General features: G+C 69.4%; 19 protein-coding genes. 9 read left to right on the top strand and 10 right to left on the bottom strand.

The window, feature by feature from the left end; translation table 11 throughout:
- Window positions 1-18: 18 nt before the first annotated feature.
- The 5 genes from OG266_RS33920 (at window position 19) to OG266_RS33900 (ending at window position 4,338) form a co-directional block, all read left to right on the top strand.
- A complete protein-coding gene (locus OG266_RS33920) occupies window positions 19-705 on the top strand; it encodes a maleylpyruvate isomerase family mycothiol-dependent enzyme (RefSeq protein ID WP_371550358.1) in 687 nt (228 codons plus the stop codon).
- A 9-nt stretch (window positions 706-714) separates the two neighbouring features.
- A complete protein-coding gene (locus OG266_RS33915; protein ID WP_371550356.1) occupies window positions 715-1,371 on the top strand; it encodes an MBL fold metallo-hydrolase in 657 nt (218 codons plus the stop codon).
- A 440-nt stretch (window positions 1,372-1,811) separates the two neighbouring features.
- Complete coding sequence (locus OG266_RS33910) at window positions 1,812-2,690, top strand: ABC transporter substrate-binding protein (RefSeq protein ID WP_371550355.1); 879 nt, start codon at window positions 1,812-1,814, stop codon at window positions 2,688-2,690.
- The gene (locus tag OG266_RS33905; protein ID WP_266465739.1) at window positions 2,687-3,589 is read left to right on the top strand and encodes an amino acid ABC transporter permease; all 903 of its coding nucleotides are present in this window, start codon (window positions 2,687-2,689) and stop codon (window positions 3,587-3,589) included. Before OG266_RS33910 ends, OG266_RS33905 begins: the two co-directional genes overlap by 4 nt.
- Window positions 3,586-4,338: an amino acid ABC transporter ATP-binding protein gene (locus OG266_RS33900; protein WP_371550352.1), complete on the top strand. Its 753-nt coding sequence runs from the start codon at window positions 3,586-3,588 to the stop codon at window positions 4,336-4,338. Before OG266_RS33905 ends, OG266_RS33900 begins: the two co-directional genes overlap by 4 nt.
- Window positions 4,339-4,405: 67 nt before the next feature.
- Here OG266_RS33900 and OG266_RS33895 read toward each other — a convergent pair whose 3' ends face one another.
- Window positions 4,406-6,163 carry an ankyrin repeat domain-containing protein gene (locus OG266_RS33895; protein ID WP_371550349.1) on the bottom strand — a complete coding sequence of 586 codons (1,758 nt, stop codon included), beginning with the start codon at window positions 6,161-6,163 and terminating at the stop codon, window positions 4,406-4,408.
- A 166-nt stretch (window positions 6,164-6,329) separates the two neighbouring features.
- The gene (gene aroQ, locus OG266_RS33890) at window positions 6,330-6,803 is read right to left on the bottom strand and encodes a type II 3-dehydroquinate dehydratase (protein WP_329548293.1); all 474 of its coding nucleotides are present in this window, start codon (window positions 6,801-6,803) and stop codon (window positions 6,330-6,332) included.
- 102 nt (window positions 6,804-6,905) lie between these two features.
- On the opposite strand from aroQ, the gene OG266_RS33885 reads away from it, so the two are divergent.
- Together OG266_RS33885 and OG266_RS33880 are read left to right on the top strand one after the other, a co-directional pair.
- The gene (locus OG266_RS33885; RefSeq protein ID WP_371550347.1) at window positions 6,906-7,952 is read left to right on the top strand and encodes a S66 peptidase family protein; all 1,047 of its coding nucleotides are present in this window, start codon (window positions 6,906-6,908) and stop codon (window positions 7,950-7,952) included.
- A gap of 93 nt (window positions 7,953-8,045) precedes the next feature.
- Window positions 8,046-9,314, top strand: a complete 1,269-nt coding sequence (locus OG266_RS33880) for an MFS transporter (RefSeq protein ID WP_266465721.1) — start codon at window positions 8,046-8,048, stop codon at window positions 9,312-9,314.
- A 37-nt stretch (window positions 9,315-9,351) separates the two neighbouring features.
- Here the strand turns inward: OG266_RS33880 and OG266_RS33875 are convergent, their stop codons facing one another.
- The 7 genes from OG266_RS33875 to OG266_RS33845 all read right to left on the bottom strand — a co-directional run bounded on the left by OG266_RS33875 (window position 9,352) and on the right by OG266_RS33845 (window position 18,114).
- Window positions 9,352-10,452 carry a calcium:proton antiporter gene (locus tag OG266_RS33875; protein WP_266465719.1) on the bottom strand — a complete coding sequence of 367 codons (1,101 nt, stop codon included), beginning with the start codon at window positions 10,450-10,452 and terminating at the stop codon, window positions 9,352-9,354.
- Window positions 10,453-10,524: 72 nt separating this feature from the next.
- A complete protein-coding gene (locus tag OG266_RS33870) occupies window positions 10,525-10,827 on the bottom strand; it encodes a hypothetical protein (protein WP_266465717.1) in 303 nt (100 codons plus the stop codon).
- Between the two features lie 128 nt (window positions 10,828-10,955).
- Entirely contained in the window at window positions 10,956-11,945 is a 990-nt protein-coding gene (locus tag OG266_RS33865) for a TerC family protein (RefSeq protein WP_266465714.1), read from the bottom strand.
- Window positions 11,946-12,230: 285 nt separating this feature from the next.
- Window positions 12,231-14,258: a TerD family protein gene (locus OG266_RS33860; RefSeq protein ID WP_371550344.1), complete on the bottom strand. Its 2,028-nt coding sequence runs from the start codon at window positions 14,256-14,258 to the stop codon at window positions 12,231-12,233.
- A 45-nt stretch (window positions 14,259-14,303) separates the two neighbouring features.
- Window positions 14,304-14,918, bottom strand: coding sequence for a TerD family protein (locus OG266_RS33855; RefSeq protein ID WP_266465709.1), 615 nt, complete (start codon window positions 14,916-14,918; stop codon window positions 14,304-14,306).
- Between the two features lie 159 nt (window positions 14,919-15,077).
- Window positions 15,078-17,207 carry an excinuclease ABC subunit UvrB gene (gene uvrB, locus OG266_RS33850; protein WP_266465706.1) on the bottom strand — a complete coding sequence of 710 codons (2,130 nt, stop codon included), beginning with the start codon at window positions 17,205-17,207 and terminating at the stop codon, window positions 15,078-15,080.
- 40 nt (window positions 17,208-17,247) lie between these two features.
- Entirely contained in the window at window positions 17,248-18,114 is an 867-nt protein-coding gene (locus OG266_RS33845; RefSeq protein ID WP_371550342.1) for an MHYT domain-containing protein, read from the bottom strand.
- Window positions 18,115-18,453: 339 nt separating this feature from the next.
- On the opposite strand from OG266_RS33845, the gene OG266_RS33840 reads away from it, so the two are divergent.
- On the top strand, window positions 18,454-19,008 hold the full coding sequence (locus tag OG266_RS33840; RefSeq protein WP_266465701.1) for a methylated-DNA--[protein]-cysteine S-methyltransferase: 555 nt from the start codon (window positions 18,454-18,456) through the stop codon (window positions 19,006-19,008).
- 54 nt (window positions 19,009-19,062) lie between these two features.
- Here the strand turns inward: OG266_RS33840 and OG266_RS33835 are convergent, their stop codons facing one another.
- Window positions 19,063-19,425, bottom strand: a complete 363-nt coding sequence (locus tag OG266_RS33835) for a cupin domain-containing protein (RefSeq protein WP_266465697.1) — start codon at window positions 19,423-19,425, stop codon at window positions 19,063-19,065.
- A gap of 147 nt (window positions 19,426-19,572) precedes the next feature.
- Between OG266_RS33835 and fdhA the strand changes: the two genes are divergently transcribed.
- Complete coding sequence (gene fdhA, locus OG266_RS33830; protein ID WP_371550340.1) at window positions 19,573-20,799, top strand: formaldehyde dehydrogenase, glutathione-independent; 1,227 nt, start codon at window positions 19,573-19,575, stop codon at window positions 20,797-20,799.
- Window positions 20,800-20,821: the final 22 nt, after the last annotated feature.

Raw genomic sequence — 20,821 nt, 5'->3', positions numbered from 1 at the left:
GGGGCTATCGTCGAGCCCATGAACGATCATGTGCGTGACCTGGCGTCTGTACGTGACGCAACCGAACGGCTGCTCACCGCAGCAGCCAAACTGGACAACGTTTCTGTGGCCGAGCCGTCACGGCTTCCCGGCTGGAGCCGCGGCCATGTCCTCGCCCACCTCGCCCGCAACGCGGACGCTCTGGTGAACGTCCTCGCCGGACGTCCCATGTACGTCTCCGGAGAGGCGCGGGACGCCGAAATCGAACGGGACGCCCCGCGCCCCTTGAACGTGCAGCTCACAGACGTGCGTGAGAGCGCCGTGCGCTTCCAGGAGGCCGGCGCCGCTCCCGCGGACTGGTCCCGCATGGTGGAGCTGCGCAACGGGGTCACGGACTCCGCGTCCAGGGTGCCGTTCCGGCGGTGGGTCGAGGTCGAACTGCACCAGGTGGATCTGGGGACCGGGTACGAGCTGGAGGACCTCCCCGAGGAGTTCACTCGGCGCGAGATCGACTTCCTTGCGGACCGATTCCGGGGCCATCCCGACGTACCCGCGTTCGTGATCGAGGGGGACGACGGCCGCCTGATTCCCTCCGGCCGCCGCGAGGGAGAACCGATCACCGTCACCGGCCGCCAGGCCGATCTGCTCGGCTGGCTCGCCGGGCGCCGCGACGGTTCGGCGCTGACCACCGACGGCGGCCCGCTCCCCGCCCTCCCGCCGCTATAGGCTGCCGACATGACGTACAGCGGAGCGGTGAAGGTCGGCGGCCCTGCCGATGTGCACGAGTTGCAGGACCTGATGATCTCCAAGGTCGCGGTGGGCCCGATGGACAACAACGCCTATCTGCTGCGCTGCCGGGCGACCGACGAGCAGCTCCTGATCGACGCGGCCAACGAATCCTCGACCCTGCTCACGCTGATCGGCGACGACGGCATCGCGTCCGTGGTCACCACCCACCAGCACGGCGACCACTGGCAGGCACTCGCCGAGGTCGTGGCGTCGACGGGCGCCCGCACCTACGCGGGCCGCGACGACGTCGACGGCATCCCGGTGCCGACCGATGTCCCGCTCCAGGACGGCGACACGATCCGGGTGGGGCGCGTGGAACTCACCGCACGCCACCTGGTGGGGCACACGCCGGGCTCGATCGCGCTCGTCTACGACGACCCGCACGGGCATCCGCATGTGTTCACGGGGGACTGTCTCTTCCCGGGCGGTGTGGGCAACACACGCAAGGACCCGGCGGCGTTCGCCAGCCTCATCCACGATGTCGAGACAAAGATCTTCGGTGCGCTGTCCGACGAGACCTGGGTCTACCCGGGCCACGGCAACGACACGACGCTGGGCGCGGAACGACCGCATCTGCCGGAGTGGCGCGCACGCGGGTGGTGAACGCCGCGACGGGGTGGTGAACCCCGGTGCGGGGCGCGAGTTCGGGCGCATGCGCCCGGCGCACATCGCGCGCACGCGCCCCGCGCACGTCATGAGGCGTACGCCCCCGCGTGAGCCATGCACACACGCCCTGCGCGCTTCGTAAAACACGCGCCCCGTGTGAACCGAGCGCACGCGCCGGTGCCACGCGCGCGCTCCCGGTGCGCGCCCCGGCGCAGTCCAATGAGTGCAGCCCCGTGCAGGATGACGGCTCCTGCGCGGATGGGCCGCCGGCCTATCGATCCCCGCCCTCGGCCGGCGGCCCCGGCGAAGTGTCTCGACGGGACGCTCGACGGGCCCTCTCAGCGTGCGTTCACAAGAATGCAACACCCGTTCCCACTATGCGGACAGTTGCCCTTGTGACCTGGACAAACAGGACGCCGCACTGTCACTCTCCCGCCATGCCTCTCGCCCAACGCGCCCTGCGCCGCACCGCGTCCGCCGCCACCGTCGCCCTGCTCGCCGTCGTCGCCGTCGGCTGCGCCCCGCAGCCCGAGGACGAGGCTGACGCCACGCCCTCCGCGAACGCCTGCGACAAGGGCAAGTTGGCCACCGAGACGTCGGGCAAGCTGACGATCGCGACCGACGAACCCGCGTACGAACCGTGGTTCAAGGACGACAAGCCCGCCAATGGTGAGGGCTACGAGTCGGCGGTCGCGTACGCCGTGGCGAAGCAGCTGGGCTATGCCGAGACCGACGTCGTCTGGCAGAGCGTCCCCTTCAACAAGGCCTTCGCGCCCGGCGAGAAGACCTTCGACTTCGACATCAACCAGGTGTCGATCAGCGCCGAGCGCAAGAAGGCCGTGGACTTCTCGTCCGGCTACTACGACGTCCGGCAGGCCGTCATCGCGCTGAAGGACTCCAAGGCGGCGAAGGCGACGAGCATCGCGGACCTCAAGGACGTGAAGCTGGGCGCCCAGGTCGGCACCACCAGCCTCAACTACATCAACGATGTCGTGAAGCCCACCGAGGCCCCGGCCGCGTACGCGAAGAACGACCAGGCCAAGTCCGCGCTGAAGAACGGCCAGGTCGACGCCATCGTGGTCGACCTGCCGACCGCCTTCTACATCACCGCGGCCGAGGTGACGGACGCGAAGATCGTCGGACAGTTCGAGAACAGCGGTGGCACGCCCGAGCAGTTCGGGCTCGTACTCGACAAGGGCAGCGCGCTCACCTCGTGCGTGACCGACGCGGTGGACACCCTGCGCGAGGACGGCACGCTGGCCTCGATCGAGAAGCAGTGGCTGTCCGACGCCGTTGACGCTCCGGTACTCAAGTGACGGTCGTGAAGGACGAGCCCGGCGGCGGCTCCGCCGAAGAGGACATGCGCGAGGCGTACGTCCCGTCGCAGCGGCGGATCGAGCGGGAGCGCTACAAGCGCACCCGCTCCCGCCGTGCGACCGCGATCGCGGCGCTCTCCACCCTGATCACCGGCGTCGTCCTGTACCTCGTCGTCGTCAACGCTCCCGGCTGGCCGCGCACCAAGGAGACGTTCTTCAACGCGCAGTACGCGCGCGAGGCGTTCCCCAAGGTCCTCGAAGGGCTGTGGCTCAACGTCCGGCTGCTCCTGATCTGCGGTGTCGCGGTGCTCGTCCTCGGCATGCTGATCGCCGTCGCGCGTACCCTGCGCGGCCCGGTCTTCTTCCCGCTGCGGGCGCTGGCCGCCGCGTACACCGACTTCTTCCGCGGTCTCCCGCTGATCATCAACCTGATGATCGTGGTCCTGGGTGTCCCCGCGCTGCGGCTCCAGGGCGTCACGGTGGACCCGATCCTGCTGGGCGGCACCGCGCTCACGCTCACGTACTCGGCCTACGTCGCCGAGGTGTTCCGCGCCGGCATCGAGTCCATCCACCCCTCGCAGCGCGCCGCGGCCCGCTCGCTGGGCCTCACCAACCGGCAGTCCCTGCGGTTCGTCGTACTCCCCCAGGCCGTACGCCGCCAGGTGCCGCCCCTCCTCAACGACCTGGTGTCCCTCCAGAAGGACACCGGACTCGTCTCGATCGGCGGCGCCGTCGACGCGGTGCGTGCCGCGGACATCATCGTGGGCCGCAGCCTCAACTACACGCCGTACATCGTCGCGGGACTGGTCTTCGTCGCACTGACCATCCCGATGACCCGCTTCACGGACTGGGTCACGGCCCGGATGGACCGTCAGCGGGCACAGGGAGGGACCATATGACCGCCGCTCCGGTTCTGCGCATGGAGTCCGTCCGCAAGACCTTCGGCGAGTCGGTCGTGCTGCGGGACGTCGACCTCGATGTCGCCCCGCACACGGTGACCGCGCTGATCGGCGCCTCCGGTTCCGGCAAGTCCACCCTGCTCCGCTGCGCCAACCTCCTTGAGGACATCGACGACGGCGCGATCTGGCTGGACGACGAGGAGATCACCGACCCGCGGACCGACCCGGACGCGGTACGCCGCCGTATCGGCGTGGTCTTCCAGGCGTACAATCTCTTTCCGCACATGACCGTCCTGGAGAACATCACCCTCGCTCCGCGCCGTGTGCACGGCGTGAGCCGCGCGGAGGCGGAGGCGCACGCCCGTGAGCTGCTCGACCGGCTCGGGCTCGGCGCCAAGGCGGCCGAGTATCCGGACCGGCTGAGCGGTGGCCAGCAGCAACGAGCGGCGATCGTCCGCGCGCTGGCCGTACGCCCGCGGCTGCTGCTCCTGGACGAGATCACCGCCGCCCTCGACCCGGAGCTCGTGGGCGAAGTGCTCACCGTCGTCCGGGACTTGAAGGACGACGGCATGACCATGGTCCTGGCCACGCACGAGATGGGCTTCGCCCGCGAGGTCGCGGATCAGGTCTGCTTCCTCGACGGCGGCGTGGTCCTCGAACGCGGCACGGCCGAGGAGCTCTTCGGGAACCCGCAACAGGAGCGGACGCAGCGCTTCCTGCGGCGCATCGTGGAGGCGGGGCGGCTCTGACCCACGGCTCGGAGCCGGCATGACATCGGCCTTGGAGCCGGTGACACGGCGCTCGGGAAGGCGTGCGTCAGCTCAGCAGCTCGCTGTCCTCGGGTATCTCCGCCCAGCGCCGCGGCGGCCCCACGACCGCAGCACGGTTGGTCACGCGTATTCCGCCCATGTGTGAGGCGTACGCGAGGGAGTGGGCGCCCCACATCCCGGGCTTGTCCCACTGCCAGAAGCGGTACAGCCAGTGGAGGTCGGGTTCGTCCCCGGACACGGAGCCGATCTCCTCGTGCCGCTCGCTGCGGCCGTCTCGCGAGAATTCTCCGAAGGTGCCTCCCTTCGGATTGAAGTAGAGCCCGTACGCGGTGGTTCCGGGCGAGAGGGCGTTGAGAATGTCCGGCCTGCTGAGGTAGTACCAGGCGGGCTGTATCAGGACGCACCCGCCCGCCACTCCGGTCACGCCCACAAAGCGCTCGGCGAGGTCGTAGTCATCGGGGTCGAACCCGTTGGGCCCTGTGCCGTACGGACCCGGCTCCCTGTCGAGGTCCAGTACCGGAGCGGCGGCCGGGTCGGCGCCCAGGCGGCGTATCACCGTCTCCTCGTCGATCGACGCCACAAAGGCAACCGACAGTCCGTCGAGGTGCATGTCGTGAAAGACGGCGGCCCTGCGGTCGGCGTCTTCCTGGGCCGCGTGCTCATCCGGCGTGAGGAGCACGGCATTCGGCAGCGCCTGGAAAAGCGGGGCCAGCTCGGTGGTGAGTGCGAGGCGGCCAGGAGACCGTCCGCCCATCTGCGGGCTCCAGGCGTCGGCGCCCGCGGCGAGCAGCAACTCCGCTGCCTCCCTCTTGCCGTGGCAGACCGCCTCCCACAGCGGGGTGCGTTCCTCGCGCGCCTGCGCGTCCACGTCCTGCACGTGCCTCAGGAGTTCGGCGACGACCTCGGGTACGCCATGCTCCGCGGCGCGGTGCAGTGGCGTCTCGTCGGACCAGGAATCCAGTCGCGCCACAGGGTCAGCGCCGTGCGCGAGGCGTGTTCTGACCAGGTCGATGTCCTGCCATCCCGCGAGTCCCATGCCCTCCCAGTCACTGCGCTCCGGGGTCGGCGGCGGCGGACCTGCCGGCCGGCTGCCGCGCCGCCCCGCGGGGCCTACGATCGCCTGCGCCATGATTTCCGACGGCCCCATGCTGATGATCGCGAAACTCCCCGCTTTCCCGCCCTGCTCCGCAGGGGGTGGAGGCTCGCTCTCCGGCCAGATCTCGACCGCCTCGGCGGCCGCGGCTCGCAGCACCGTCGCATCGATCTCCGTACGGATTTCGGGCACACCCTGGTCGGGCCACTCGGCCACCAGTTGCATGGGCCCTTCCGGCGGCAACTGCGAGAGGTGCAGCTCTACTTGATAGTGGAATCCGCCGCCGCCCCCGCCCCGCAACTGGAGCGTCGGCCGCGGCGGCCCCTCCGTGGGCGCGGGCCACGGGTGCCCGTCGAGGGTGGTGACCCGCCTTCCGTCGGCGAGCAGCACGCCGAAGCGCAGAGCTCCGGCTCCCGCACGGCCTGCCCCGAAGCGCACGGGATGCGTCTGGCCACCCTGTCGTATCGTCCGCAGGAACACGCCGAGCCGGAGCGTCACCGAACCGGGCCACACCTGCCAGCCGGTGAGCATGATCCGGACATCCGGGCCGACGCCCAGCTCGGTGACCTGCGGCAGTTGCGCGGGCAGGAACCAGTTGGCGGGCGGTAACGGCTCGTCCCCGCCCGGCCGATAGGCGCCCAGCCGGTGATGCGTCTCCGGTTGCGGTTCGTCCGGCTCGTCCGGGGCGATCAATCCCTCGAAGAAATCCATGAATTGATCGTGGCATCCGCCACCGACAATCGGACTCCATGCGTCCGCTTGCCATTTCGCCAGGCGGTCGCACGCCCCCGCTCCGTCAGGTCTGCGCCTGCGCCTGCCCCACGCCGTCGCGCCTCCGCCTGCCCGGCACCGTCAGGCCTCCGGGTGACCAGCACTGTCAGGCCTCCGTCTGCCCCGTCCCCGCGAGCGCCGCGACCCGCTCCACCGCGAACGCGTACCCCTGCACACCGCACCCCGCGATCACCCCGTCGGCGCGGAGGGAGACGTACGAGTGGTGCCGGAACTCCTCGCGCTGGTGGATGTTGGAGATGTGGACCTCCACCACCGGAAGGCCGTCGCAGGTGTTGAGCGCATCCAGGATCGCGACGGAGGTGTGCGAGTAGGCGGCCGGGTTGATCACGATCCCGGCGTGGTTCAGGCGTGCCTCGTGGATCCAGTCCACCAACTCGCCCTCGTGGTTGGACTGGCGGAAGTCCACCGTGCCGCCGTGCGCGGCCGCCGCCTTGGCACACAGGGCCTCGACGTCGGCGAGCGTGTCCGAGCCGTAGATCTCCGGCTGGCGCTGCCCGAGAAGGTTCAGGTTGGGCCCGTTGAGGATCATGATCGGGGCGTTGGCAAGTGTGCGGGGCACAGTTCCTCCGGTCCTTCCAGGTCTGCCGGCCCGTTGAGGACCGCTGCTCAGACCCGGTTTATCACGGTGCGCCGAGCCGGTAGCGCCCCATACCCTCCCGTCATGACGACGCCCTCGTACCCTCCCAAGCCCTCGCCGGGCGACCGGGCAGCGGTGATCTCGCCGTCCTCCGGCCTCCCCGGGCTCCTGCCGCTTCCGTACGAACTGGGGCTGGAGAGGCTGCGCAAGGAGTACGGCCTCGAACCGGTCGAGTATCCGGCGACCCGGAAGATGGGCTCGACGCCTCAGGAGCGTGCCGACGACATCCACGCGGCGTTCGCCGACCCGACGATCAAGGCCGTCATCTCCTCGATCGGCGGCGACGACCAGATCACCGTGCTGCCCTTGCTGGACCGGGAGTTGATCCGCGCGAACCCGAAGCCGTTCTTCGGGTACAGCGACAACACCAACCTCCTCGCATACCTGTGGAACGCCGGAATCGTCGGCTACCACGGCGGATCGGTGATGTGCGAGCTCGGTCGCCCCGGTGCCATGGACCCGCTGACCGCCGAGTCGCTGCGGGCCGCGCTGTTCACCTCCGGGCCGTACGAGCTGCGCGCGGCCGACCGATTCGGTGAGGTCAACCGCCCCTGGGAGGACCCGGCGACCTTCGAGTCCGAGCCGTCGACGGAACCGGGCGACGGCTGGACCTGGCACCGCCCGGACCGCGTGGTCGAGGGCCGCTCCTGGGGCGGCAACCTCGAGATCCTCTCCTGGCTGTTGATGGCGGACCGCGAGATCTCCCGTGATCCTTCCGTGTACGACGGACACGTGCTGTTCCTGGAGACCTCGGAGGAGATGCCGAGAGCGAGCGACGTCTTCTGGATCCTGCGCAGCATGGGCGAGCGTGGCTTGCTGCAGCGCTTCCCGGCGCTCCTGATGGCCCGCCCCAAGGCGTGGTCGTTCGAGCAGCCCAACGACGCCGATGCCAGAGCCCGTTACGTACGGGAGCAGCACGAGGCGGTGCTCCGGGCCGTCGACATATATGCGCCCAACATGTTGGTCGTCCTCGATGTGGACTTCGGTCACACCGATCCGCAGATCGTCATCCCCTATGGAGGCACCATCCGCGTCGACGGCCCGGCCCGGCGCATCACGGTCACCTACTGACACGGAACGAGCCTCCGCGCGCCCCCGTAACCGCCGATCACCGTGGGTAGTTGACGCGGCATGCAAGACGTACACACAGTTAAGAAGCCCTCCATGCTCCGGCTCGCGGCCGCCTCGCTCGCCGGGACGGCCATCGAGTTCTACGACTTCTTCGTCTACGGCACCGCGGCCGCGCTGGTCCTCGGGCCGCTGTTCTTCCCGACGTTCTCTCCGCTGGCGGGGACACTGGCGGCCTTCGCGACGTTCGGCGTCGGCTTCGTCGCACGCCCGCTCGGCTCGGTGCTCTTCGGGCACATCGGGGACCGGCACGGGCGGCGGCCGGTCCTCGTCGCCTCGCTGCTGCTGACCGGCGCGGCGACCGTCGCCGTCGGCTGCGTACCGACGTACAACACGATCGGTGTGGCCGCTCCCGTACTCCTTCTGGTGCTGCGCTTTCTGCAGGGGCTCGGACTTGGCGGGGAGTGGGGCGGGGCGGTGCTGCTGACCGCCGAGCACGCTCCCGCCGAGCGGCGCGGGCTGTGGTCGAGCTTCCCGCAGATCGGCCCTTCGCTGGGGTTCGTGCTGGCCAACGGCGTGATGCTGGTGCTGTCGGCGACGCTGTCCGACGCGCAGTTCGCGGCTTGGGGGTGGCGGGTGCCGTTCTGGGCGGCGGGCGTGCTCGCGGCGGCGGGGCTGTGGCTGCGCAGTTCGCTGGTGGAGAGCCCGCAGTTCCTGGAGATGCGGGACCACGCGCGCGTGCCGCTCGCCGAAGTGGTGCGCGATCACTGGCGGCTGGTGCTGCTGACGGCCGGCGGCCTCGCGGTCGGATACGCGGTGTTCTACGCGGTGACGACCTGGGCACTCGCGTACGGAGTCGAACGGCTCGGTGTGAGCCGTACCGTCATGCTGTCCTGCATCATGGCCGCCGTGGTGGTGAAGGGCTCCCTGACGCCTCTGATGGCGCTGCTCGGCGACCGCTACGGACGGCGGCCGCTGTGTCTGGTGGGCTGCGCGGGCGCCGCGTTGTGGATGTTCCCGATGATCGCGCTGCTGTCGACCGGTGAACCCCTGCTGATGTTCCTCGGCTTCCTGGTGGCGCTGATCTCGTTCATCACGATGTTCGCCGTCATCGCCGCGTATCTGCCGGAGTTGTACGAACCCCGGGTGCGCTGCACCGGCGCGGCGGTGGGCTACAACCTGGGCGGCGTCCTCGGGGGCGCGCTCACCCCGATCGTGGCGACGGCGGTGGCGCAGGGGGAAGGGGTCCCCTGGGGCGTCGCCGCCTATCTGACGGGGATCGCGCTGCTCAGCCTGGGGTGCTTCGCACTGCTGCCGGAGACCCGGCCGGTGCCGCGGCTGACGGTCGTACCGGCGACGGAGTGACGAACCGCTTGCGGCACGAACCACCGAGTGACGCGCCCTAGGGGTTGATCGCCAGCTCCAGGTACGCCGCGAACAGCACCAGATGGACGCCGCCCTGCAGTGGCGTGGCTCGCCCTGGAACCACCGTCAGGGAGCTGACCACCACGGTCAGCGCGAGCAGCACCATATGGGTGGCGCCGAGACCGAGCACGAGCGGTCCGGAGAGCCAGACGGAGGCCAGCGCGACGGCAGGGATCGTGAGGCCGATGCTGGCCATCGCCGAGCCGAGAGCGAGGTTCAGGCTGGTCTGCACCCGGTCGCGGCGGGCCGACCGCAGCGCGGCGATGGTCTCGGGGAGCAGCACGAGCAGCGCGATGATCACACCGACCACGGCGGCCGGCATACCCGCCGCTTCGACCCCGGACTCGATGGTCGGCGACACGCCCTTGGCCAGACCGACCACACCGACGAGGGCCACGGCGAGCAGCCCCAGGCTGATGCGGGTCGTACGGGCGGACGGGGCGTCGGCGTGGTCGTCCACGTCGATGACCTTGCCCTGTCGGGTGATCGGCAGGAAGTAGTCGCGGTGCCGCACGGTCTGGGTCGTGACGAACAGGCCGTACAGGACCAGCGAGGCGAGCGCGGCGAAGGTGAGCTGGGCCGTGGAGAACTCCGGGCCCGGCTTGCTGGTGGTGAAGGTCGGGAACACCAGGCTGAGGGTGGCCAGCGTCGCCACGGTCGCGAGGGCGGCCCCGGTGCCCTCCGCGTTGAAGACCGCCAGTCCGTGGCGCAGTGAGGCGACGAGCAGGCACACGCCGACGATTCCGTTGCAGGTGATCATCACGGCCGCGAACACCGTGTCGCGGGCCAGGGTCGAGCTCTTGTCGCCGCCGTCCGCCATCAAGGTGACGATCAGGGCGACCTCGATGATCGTGACGGCGACGGCGAGGACGAGTGAGCCGAAGGGTTCCCCGACCCGGTGAGCGACCACTTCGGCGTGGTGCACGGCGGCCAGCACGGCTCCGGCGAGGACCACCGTCACCACCGCGACGACCGCTCCGGGCAGGTCGCGTCCCCAGGTGAAGGCCAGCAGGACCAGTGCGATCACGGGCACGACGGACGTCCATCGCGTCATGAGTGACCGGAACCGAACGATCATGCAGTGATCCTTTCAGGCGGACAGGGGCCCCGCATTCCGGTGATGCGGGGCTCCTGTCCCGGGACCGGGCCGTTACTTCAGCTCGGTCATTTCCCGTACGTCGCAGTCGGTGAAGGAAGGCGGCCTGGTACACAGCGCGGCCAGTTGCTCCGCCATCCTGGTCGTCTCCGGGTCGTTGCTGTTGCGCATGGCATCCTCGTGCGACTCGAACTCGATCAGCACGAGATAGCGGTTGGGCGTGTTGCGGTCCTGAAGAACGAGACGGTGTGTGGGGCCGCCGGTGCGGCCCGCGGCGCGCTGGGCCGCCTGGTCCACCAGTTCCCGCATCTCGTCCATGCGCTCGGTCTCGAAGTCGATGATCTGCACGAACTTCATGGGTGCCTCCACCCGGCCGGGCCTCCCCCGGCCGGGGAGCGCTCAGGTCCCAAGCAAGCACCGGGAGCGGTGCTCGGCAATTCGCCGCGTACCGCTCCCGGGGGTGGTTGTTCCTACGTCCGGCGTCGTCAGACGTCGATGCTGTCCTTCGGAGCGCTCTCGGTCTCTTCCCGCGCCGCCTGCCTCTTGGAGGCGATCAGGCTGGTGATCGTCGTGACGACCAGGACAGCGCAGATCACGCCGAGGGAGACCGGGATGGAGATCTCGGGAACATGGACGCCCGACTCGTGCAGCGCGTGCAGCACCAGCTTGACGCCGATGAAGCCGAGGATGACCGACAGGCCGTAGCTGAGGTGGACCAGCTTCCTGAGCAGGCCGCCGATGAGGAAGTACAGCTGTCGCAGACCCATCAGCGCGAACGCGTTGGCCGTGAAGACGATGTACGGGTCCTGGGTCAGGCCGAAGATCGCGGGGATCGAGTCCAGCGCGAAGAGCACGTCGGTGGTGCCGATCGCGAGCATCACGACCAGCATCGGCGTCATGACGCGCTTGCCGTTCTGCTGGATCCACAGCTTGGTGCCGTGGTAGCGGTCGGCCACGCCGAAGCGTCGCTCAGCGGCCTTGAGCAGCCGGTTCTCCTCGAAGTCCTCTTCCTCGTCGTCGGCGCGGGCCTCCTGGATCAGCTTCCAGGCGGTGTAGATGAGGAACGCGCCGAAGATGTAGAAGACCCAGGCGAAGTTCGCGAGGACCGCGGCACCGGCGGCGATGAATATCGCGCGCAGGACCAGGGCTATGAGCACACCGACGAGGAGCACCCGCTGCTGGTACTGCGTGGGCACCGCGAACTTCGCCATGATCAGGACGAAGACGAAGAGGTTGTCGACGCTCAGCGATTTCTCGGTGATGAAGCCGGCGAAGAACTCTCCGGCGGGCTGGCCGCCGGAGAAGACGAGCAGTCCGAGCCCGAACAGTCCGGCCAGGACGATCCAGACGATCGTCCAGATTCCGGCTTCCTTGATGGATACGTCATGCGGCTTGCGGCCGATGAAGAAGTCGACGGCAATGAGGGCGGCAAGGCCCGCGATCGTCAGGACCCATAGGGCCACGGAAACATCCACTGCGCCTCCGGCAGTTCGTAACGGCAGATTTCAGCGTCGTCGCTGCTGGAGGTCTCTTCCGCCCGTGGCGGCCGGCGCGCGTGATGCGCCCGGTGCCTGCGGACCGACGCCCCGGGATCTGGCCTGATCCGTATTGACGGGTGCGCCGCAGTAGATAGGGAGTACTCCCCTCCGTGAGGAAAACAGTACCCGAACCACCAAGGAAAGGTAAAGAGATTAGTAAAAGAAAGACCAAAACTGCTGGTCAGGAGACTTTACTGATACTTGGTACACCCTCTGAAGGCCTCAGCGGTTCCAGGAACGGCGGGCCGCCGCAACCTGCGTGAGGACCTGCTGGAGCACCTGACTGCCCGCTGGGACGAGCGTGGGCTCGTACGTCCAGGCGTGTCCGACCCAGGGGTCGGCGAGGTGGTCGTCGGGCACCGGGGTGAGTCGCAGCAGTGAGCGCCAGAGCGGGTCGAGCAGCGGCCCGTAGGCCTCGGCGTCCTCCCGGTCGGCCACCATCATCAGGTGGACTCCGACGGCCGGCCCCTCGTCGGCGAGATAGCGCAGCTGGGTCACGGCGCGGTCGTCGAAACCGTGCGGGAAGTCGTTGACGATCAGCAGCTGTTCAGCGGTGTCGAGGTCCGGGGGCAGCGAGTCGGCCGCTCCCCCACGCACCGCCATCTGCACCAGGTCGACGCGCTGGGTGAGCCGGGCCAGGACGTCGGCCACCCCCGCGGCTCCGACGGTGGGCGGGCCGTCGAGCACTCCCGACCGCACCAGCGGCGTGAGGGAGGAGGCGCCCGACCCGGCCGGATCTATGACGTGCACCGTGAACTCGCCCGGGGGATGCACCGCGAGCAGCCGCCCGGCATGCGCCACCGCCGTGTCCATGGCGAGGCGACGCAGTTCGTCGGAGTCCGCGAGCGAGTCGCCGAGGGCGGCGCGGCCGCTGTCGATCCACAGCCCGCGCTCCAACGGCAGCCGGACCAGCATCGGAATGCTCAGACTCTCACTCTCCGGCAGACGGAGATCACCCAGGCGCAAGGCCATCGGAACCTCCATGGGCACCCGGTAGCCGTGCCAGACCGGGTTGTCCCAGCGCGCGTACGCGGCGGGCAGCGCGGGCTCGACGACATCGGCCTCGGCACGGAGTTGCGCGAGGTCCCGGTCGAGGGCGGCCCGGGCCTGGTCCACCAGCTGGGCGTGCTTGGCCTGAGCCGCCTCGCGCGCGGCATCGCCCTGCCCGCCGATGCGGCTGCGCGGGTCGGACAGGACCTTGTCGAGCTCCTGCTCCATCCGCGAGTCGGCGAAGTCGACGGCGCTGCGATACGCGGCGGTGGTGCGGGCCAGGTCCTCGAACATGCCCCACACCTGGTTGTAGAGCCGCTCCTCCATGGACCAGCCGGTGGCGTCGCCCGCGACGGGCTGGGCGGGCTGCCCTGGCTGTGCGGGAGGTGCGGTCGGCGGGGGCGGAGGCGGCGCGGCGTTCTGCCTGCCGGGGTGGGTGTAGTTGATCGGATCGCCGGCGCCGGGTGCGGACGGCTGGGTGACGGCGGACGGGTCGGCCTGCGAGGCGCCCGCGGGGTAGTTCGTCTGCGGGGCTGTGGTGCCCTGCGCACCGGGCAGGTCGTACGGGGACTGCGGCGGCGATACGTTCCCGGAGGCGCCCTGGGGCGGTCCCGCGTACGGCTGGTCCCCTCCCGTCGCCGAGGTGGCCGCCTGTCGTGAGCGGTCCGCGTCCGGCGTACGGGGCGGGGGTGCCGCCACCGAGCGGGCCAGTCCCTGGGCCACCGCATCGTTGATGCTGCCCGCGAGCTGCTGCGCCTCGGGCAGGCCCTGGTCGGCGAGGAGTTCCGCGAGACCGCCCGCGTATCCCTGGCCGACCGCGCGGACCTTCCACGCGTCCTGTCTGCGGTAGAGCTCCAGGGCGACGACGGCCGATTCGGCGTCCAGGCCGGTGACGGTGTAGCTGGCGACCTCGGAGCCGTCGAGCCCGGTGACGGCGACGAAGGGGGCGGCGACGGCTCCGAACCGGACCGGGCCGCCGACCCCGGAGGGCAGCGCGAGCAGCACACTCACCCGGTGCACCGCCTCCGACAGGGCGTCCAGGTCGAAGGCGAGGCGGTGGTCGGCCGCCGCCTGCCTGGAGACCTCGAGTCCGGGCAGAGTGGGCGCGCCCGGGTGGGCCACCCACTCGACGCCGCGGACCCTGCCCTGCTCATCGCTGAGCGTGGCCCCGGCCACGATCGGCTTGCCGGCCGAAACGCGGACCTCAAGACGGACCTGGGAGAGCGGATGGTTCTGCCCCCGGACCAGCTCGGCCGTCATCGCCTTGTCCCCCTATGTCGCTTCGTGTGCTGCGCGCCGGGCTGCCTACAGCTGCGGCAGGATCGCGGGCATCAGGTCCTGGAACGTGCGGCCGTTGGCCGGCGTGCCGATGGCCGTCATCTGCCAGCCCGCACCCGCCCGGTGCACCTTCGCCATGATCTGGGCCGTGTACTGCCCACCGCCTGCGAGCGTGTAGCGGGCGAGCTCCTGGCCGTTGGTCTCGTCGACCAGACGGCAGAACGCGTTCTGCACCTCCTGGAACGTCTGGCCCGTGAAGGAGTTCACGGTGAAGACGATCTGGTCGATGTGGACCGGGATGCGCTGCAGGTCGACGAGGATGGACTCGTCGTCGCCCCCCTGACCCGCACCGCCGACGAGGTTGTCACCGGTGTGCCGCACGGAGCCGTCGTCGCTGACGAGGTGACGGAAGAACACGACGTCGACGGGCTGCTTGTCGGCGAACAGCACGGCCGAGGCGTCGAGGTCGATCTCCCGGGTGCGCGAGCCGAACAGGCCGCGCCGGGGTGCCGCCTGCCAGCCGAGCCCCATCCGCACCGCGGTGAGGGTGCCCCCGCCCTTCTTCTCCAGACTGATGGCCTGACCCTTGGTCAGATTGACGCCAGGCCCACCGGGCGTACCGCCCTTGGATACGTCGACCACGCGCAGATCCCCTCTCGAACTGTCCCCTGTTTCCGCGGAGTCCGCGGATGACCAGAACCCTACGCAGCGGCACTGACAGTGCCGAACCCTGGGGCGCACTTTGTGTCGGTCTTGCAACACAGTGCGTACAGGCCGGGGTCCGGCACCGGTATAAGGGCGTCAGGCGAGCCCGCCTTCCTTCATCTGCCGCAGCTCCTTCTTCATCTCGGAGACCTCGTCACGCAGCCGGGCCGCGATCTCGAACTGGAGATCGGCCGCCGCGGCACGCATCCGCGCCGTCATCTCCTCGATCTGCCCGGCGAGTTCGGCCGCGGGGCGGTCGGTCGGAACCGTCTCCTTGCCCTTGCCCTTGGCGGACCTGGCCGCCTTGCCGCCGAGGGCGGGCACCGGGGCCTTGGCACCCTTGCCCTCGCTCCCCTTGCGGTAACCCGAGCCGAGCAGCTGCTCCGTGTCGACGCCCTCGCGGGCGATCTGCGCCACGATGTCGTTGATCTTCTTACGGAGAGGCTGCGGGTCGATGCCCCTCTCCTTGTTGTAGGCGACCTGCTTCTCCCGGCGGCGGTTGGTCTCGTCGATGGCCTTCTCCATCGCCGGGGTGATCTTGTCGGCGTACATGTGGACCTGACCGGAGACGTTGCGCGCCGCACGGCCGATGGTCTGGATGAGAGAGGTGCCCGACCGCAGGAACCCCTCCTTGTCGGCGTCGAGGATCGCCACCAGGGAGACCTCGGGCAGGTCCAGGCCCTCACGGAGGAGGTTGATGCCGACCAGGACGTCGAACTCGCCCGCGCGCAGTTCCCGCAGCAGCTCGACGCGGCGCAGGGTGTCGACGTCGCTGTGCAGATAGCGCACCTGGATGCCGAGCTCCAGGAAGTAGTCGGTGAGGTCCTCGGCCATCTTCTTGGTGAGCGTGGTGACCAGGACGCGCTCGTCCTTCTCGGTGCGCTTGCGGATCTCGTGCACCAGGTCGTCGATCTGGCCCTCGGTGGGCTTGACGACGACCTCGGGGTCGACGAGACCGGTGGGCCGGATGATCTGCTCGACGAAACCGTCCCCCCGCGAGAGTTCGTACTTCCCCGGGGTAGCGGACAGATAGACCGTCTGCCCGATGCGCTTCTGGAACTCCTCCCACTTCAGGGGGCGGTTGTCCAGCGCGGAGGGCAGCCGGAAACCGTGGTCCACGAGGGTGCGCTTGCGGGAGGCGTCGCCCTCGTACATGGCGCCGATCTGCGGGACCGTGACGTGCGACTCGTCGAGGACGAGCAGGAAGTCGTCGGGGAAGTAGTCGATCAGTGTGTTCGGCGGGGAGCCCGGCTCACGGCCGTCGAAGTGCATCGAATAGTTCTCCACGCCGGAGCAGGAGCCGATCTGGCGGAGCATCTCGAGGTCGTAGGTCGTACGCATGCGCAGGCGCTGGGCCTCCAGGAGCTTGCTCTGCTTCTCCAGCTCGGCGAGACGCTCCCCCAGCTCCTTCTCGATGTCGTTGGCGGCGCGCTCCAGTCGCTCGGGGCCCGCGATGTAGTGGGACGCCGGGAAGACGTGCAGCGAGGTGTCGTCACTGATGACCTCGCCGGTGAGCGGATGGAGCGTGGAGAGGGCCTCGATCTCGTCGCCGAACATCTCGATGCGGACGGCGAGCTCCTCGTAGACCGGGAAGATCTCGATGGTGTCGCCGCGGACCCGGAAGGTGCCTCGCGCGAAGGCCACGTCGTTGCGCGTGTACTGGATGTCCACGAAGCGGCGCAGCAGGTCGTCGCGGTCGATCTCGTCGCCGACCTTGAGCTGGACCATCCGGTCCACGTACTCCTGCGGCGTACCGAGGCCGTAGATGCAGGAGACCGAGGCGACCACGATGACGTCGCGGCGGGTGAGCAGCGAGTTGGTCGCGGAGTGGCGCAGGCGCTCCACCTCCTCGTTGACCGAGGAGTCCTTCTCGATGTAGGTGTCCGACTGCGGGACGTACGCCTCGGGCTGGTAGTAGTCGTAGTACGACACGAAGTACTCGACGGCGTTGTTCGGCAGCAGCTCGCGGAACTCGTTGGCCAGCTGGGCGGCCAAGGTCTTGTTCGGTGCCATGACGAGCGTGGGGCGCTGGAGCTTCTCGATCATCCACGCGGTGGTGGCGGACTTGCCGGTGCCGGTCGCACCCAGCAGGACGACATCCTTCTCACCTGCGCGGATGCGCTTTTCCAGCTCGGCGATGGCCGCCGGCTGGTCACCGCTCGGCTGGTAGGGGCTGACGACCTCGAAGGGCGCCACCGAACGTTCGATCTTGGATACGGGCCGCATGGAATCAACCGTACGACCCCGCACTGACAACGGTGCCGGATCACCAGTTCTGCGGGGTACGGGAGCTCCGGCGTCCACGGTCCCGGCCGGGGCGGAGCGGCGGGCGGCGGCCGGAGTGCGGGACGGCCGGGTGGGCGGGGATGCCCGGCCTGTTGTCCTTGGGCGTCCAGTCGGGCTTCCCCATGACCATCAGGGGGTCGAACATCACGACGACGCCCGCCAGACAGAGGAAGACCAGCGGGCCGATCATCATGGGCGCGATCAGGGCGGCGGTCGAGTCCCCGACGGGAGTGCTGGACGTGCTGTGCAGATGGACGCTGAGGGCGGCCATGCCGGTGTAGTGCATGCCGGTGACGGCGAGCCCCATGACGAGGCTGGCGCCCACGCTCCAGAGGAATCCCCTGACCTGCCCGGCGGCCCACAGGGCGGCGGTGGCGGCGACGACGGCGATGACGACCGAGGCGGAGACGGTGAGGGTGTTGTACTCGAGCCTCCCGTTGAGGCTGATGCTCGCCATGCCCAGGTAGTGCATCGAGGCGACTCCCAGGCCGGTGATGGTGCCCCCGGTGAAGAGCGCCGTACCGGTGGCTCCCCGGTAGCCGACGATGAAGATCCCGACGCCGACCATCACGATGGCCACGCCCAGGCTCGCGAAGGTCAGCGGTTTGTCGTAGCGGATCGGGGTCTCCTCGACCGTGAACCCCATCATCGCGATGAAGTGCATGGTCCATATGCCCGAGGCGATCGCGGCCGAGCCGAGTGCGAGCCAGCCGGCCCGCCAGGAACGGGCGACGAGAAGCGATCTGGTGGTGCAGCGCAGCCCCAGCGCTCCTCCCAGGCAGGCCATGAGATATGCCACTACCGGTGTGACGAGTCCGTAGCTGAAGCCGTCGACCGTGCCCTGCATGCGCGGCTATCCTTCCCGCCCGGTTTCGCCCGGAATTTTCTGAATTGCCCCCACCCGCGGGACCGTAAGAACGGTCAGGGTTGAGGCAGAGAGTATGACCCCCACTGGAACGGTCGAACGATTTTCCGGCAAAGAAACACGGCCTCGCCCCACTTGTGCGGCGCCAGTGTGTGGACTCGGCCAACTCCATTCAATATGTGGCCATCCCGTACCCCTTTTCCGTTGACCTTCCTGTGTCACGCCGGCACCGGCCGCACCTGCTGACTCTCCGCCGTCACGCTCATGCTGTCCGTGTCCGGTCGCGGGGCGTTGTCAGTGGTGCGCCGTACGGTGGATCGCATGAACAGCCACGGGCAGAACGAGCAGCAGGTCGTGTGGGCGGTCGTCGGCACGGACATCGGTCCGCTGCTGCTGGCGGCGACGCGCGACGGCCTGGTGAACGTCGTGTTCCACGCCACGGACGCGGTGCGCGACAAGGCGCTCGACCGGCTCGCCTCACGTCTGGGCAGCGAGCCCGTCGAGGCACCCGGCTCCCCGCTCCTGGCCGAGCCGATACGTCAGGTCACGGCGTACTTCGCGGGCGAGCGGCGTGACTTCGAGCTGCCGCTGGACTGGTCGCTGATCTCCGGGTTCAACCGCCAGGTGCTGCGCGAGCTGGCGTCCGGCGTCCCGTACGGCGCGGTCGTGGGCTACGGCGACCTGGCAGGCCGGGTCGGCCAGCCGGGCGCGGCGCAGGCCGTGGGCGTGGCCATGGGCTCGAACCCGCTGCCGGTCGTCGTGCCGTGCCACCGGGTCGTCGAGCGCGACGGCGGCATCGGGGGCTTCGGGGGCGGGCTGGAGACCAAGCGGAAGCTTCTCGCGCTGGAAGGGGTGCTTCCGGAGCCGCTGTTCTAGGCGGAGCGGGCCCTGCTCTTCCAGGCGGAAGCGTGCCCTGCGCCGAACAGGCCCTCAGAGGCTGATGTGGTACGCCTTGCGGAGCGTCTCGTGAACGGTCCAGGTCGTGCGGTCGCCCTCGCGCAGGATCGCCGCGTCGCCGGGGCCCACCTCGATGACGTCGCCGTCCTCGACCTCGATCGTGGCACGGCCGCTGACGACGACGAAGAGCTCGTTCGCCTCGGTGTCGGTCACCACGCCGGGCGTGATCTGCCAGATGCCGCGCAGCTGCTTGCCGTCGGCCGACTCCCACAGCACCTTGCCCGTCACGACCGGGTCGCCGGAGACGATCTGGGCCGGGTCGAGCGGCTCCGGCTCGAGCTCGGCATCGGGGATGTGCACGGCGAAGGACGGCGTGGCCTGGGTGTTCGTGGTCATGAGCGGTCACCTTAAGGGCAAGCCGCCATCAGGGACCAGAAACCCCTGGCGCGAAGGGTGGCCGGACCGCACGCCTGGTAGCAGACTCCGCCATGCGCACAGCCGCTGACGTCCGAAGCAACGGGGCTGAAAGGACGGCGAACAGGCATGACCGGAAACAGGGCAGTCGCGTATCTCAAGCCGGGTGCGGTGGAGGTCAGGACCATCGACCACCCGACGCTTGAACTGCAGGACGGGCCGGGAGTGGCACCCGACAACGTCGGCCGCAAGTGCCGGCACGGGGTCATCCTCAAGGTGCTCGCCAGCAACATCTGTGGAAGCGACCAGCACATGGTGCGGGGCCGTACGACCGCGCCCGAGGGGCTGGTCCTCGGACACGAAATCACCGGAGAGGTACTGGAACGCGGCCCGGACGTCGAGTTCGTCGAGGTCGGGGACATCGTCTCGGTGCCGTTCAACATCGCCTGCGGGCGGTGCCGCAACTGCAAGGAACAGAAAACGGGCATCTGCCTGAACGTCAACCCGGCCCGGCCGGGCGCCGCCTACGGCTACGTCGACATGGGCGGCTGGGTCGGCGGGCAGGCCGAGTACGCCATGGTCCCGTACGCGGACTTCAACCTGCTGCGGTTCCCCGACCGGGACCAGGCACGGGAGAAGCTCCTCGACCTCACCATGCTGTCGGACATCTTCCCGACCGGCTTCCACGGCGCGGTCACCGCGGGCGCCGGGGTCGGCTCGACGGTGTACGTCGCAGGAGCGGGCCCGGTCGGTCTCGCAGCCGCGGCTTCGGCTCAGCTCCTTGGTGCCGCGGTCGTCATCGTCGGGGACCTCAACGCCGAACGCCTCGCCCAGGCACGGAGTTTCGGCTGCGAGACCGTCGACGTGTCACGCGGCAGCGTGGAGGACCAGATCGCGCAGATCCTCGGAGAGCCCGAGGTCGACGCGGCCGTCGACGCGGTCGGCTTCGAGGCCCGGGCCCACGGCCTGAACGCCCAGGAGGCGCCCGCGACCGTCCTCAACTCGCTGATGGGCATCACGCGCGCGGGCGGCGCCCTGGGCATACCCGGGCTGTACGTCACGGACGACCCCGGCGGGGTCGACCAGGACGCCCGGACCGGGACGCTGAAGGTGCGGCTCGGCCTGGGGTGGGCGAAGAGTCATCAGTTCACCACGGGGCAGTGCCCGGTGATGCGTTACCACCGGGGGCTGATGAAGGCGATCCTGCACGAGCGCGTGCACATCGCCAAGGCGGTCAACGCCACGGTGATCAGCCTGGACGACGCACCGCGCGGCTACGCCGAGTTCGACCAGGGCGCCAGCCGCAAGTACGTACTCGATCCGCATGGGGCACTGGCCGGCGTACGGCCGGTCTGAGGTCCTGAAGGGGTGCCCACGC

The sequence above is a fragment of the Streptomyces sp. NBC_00554 genome (genome assembly GCF_041431135.1).
In the GTDB taxonomy this organism is placed as follows: domain Bacteria; phylum Actinomycetota; class Actinomycetes; order Streptomycetales; family Streptomycetaceae; genus Streptomyces.
Note: the sequence above shows the minus strand (reverse complement) of the source record. Positions and strands in the feature narration are given on the sequence as shown.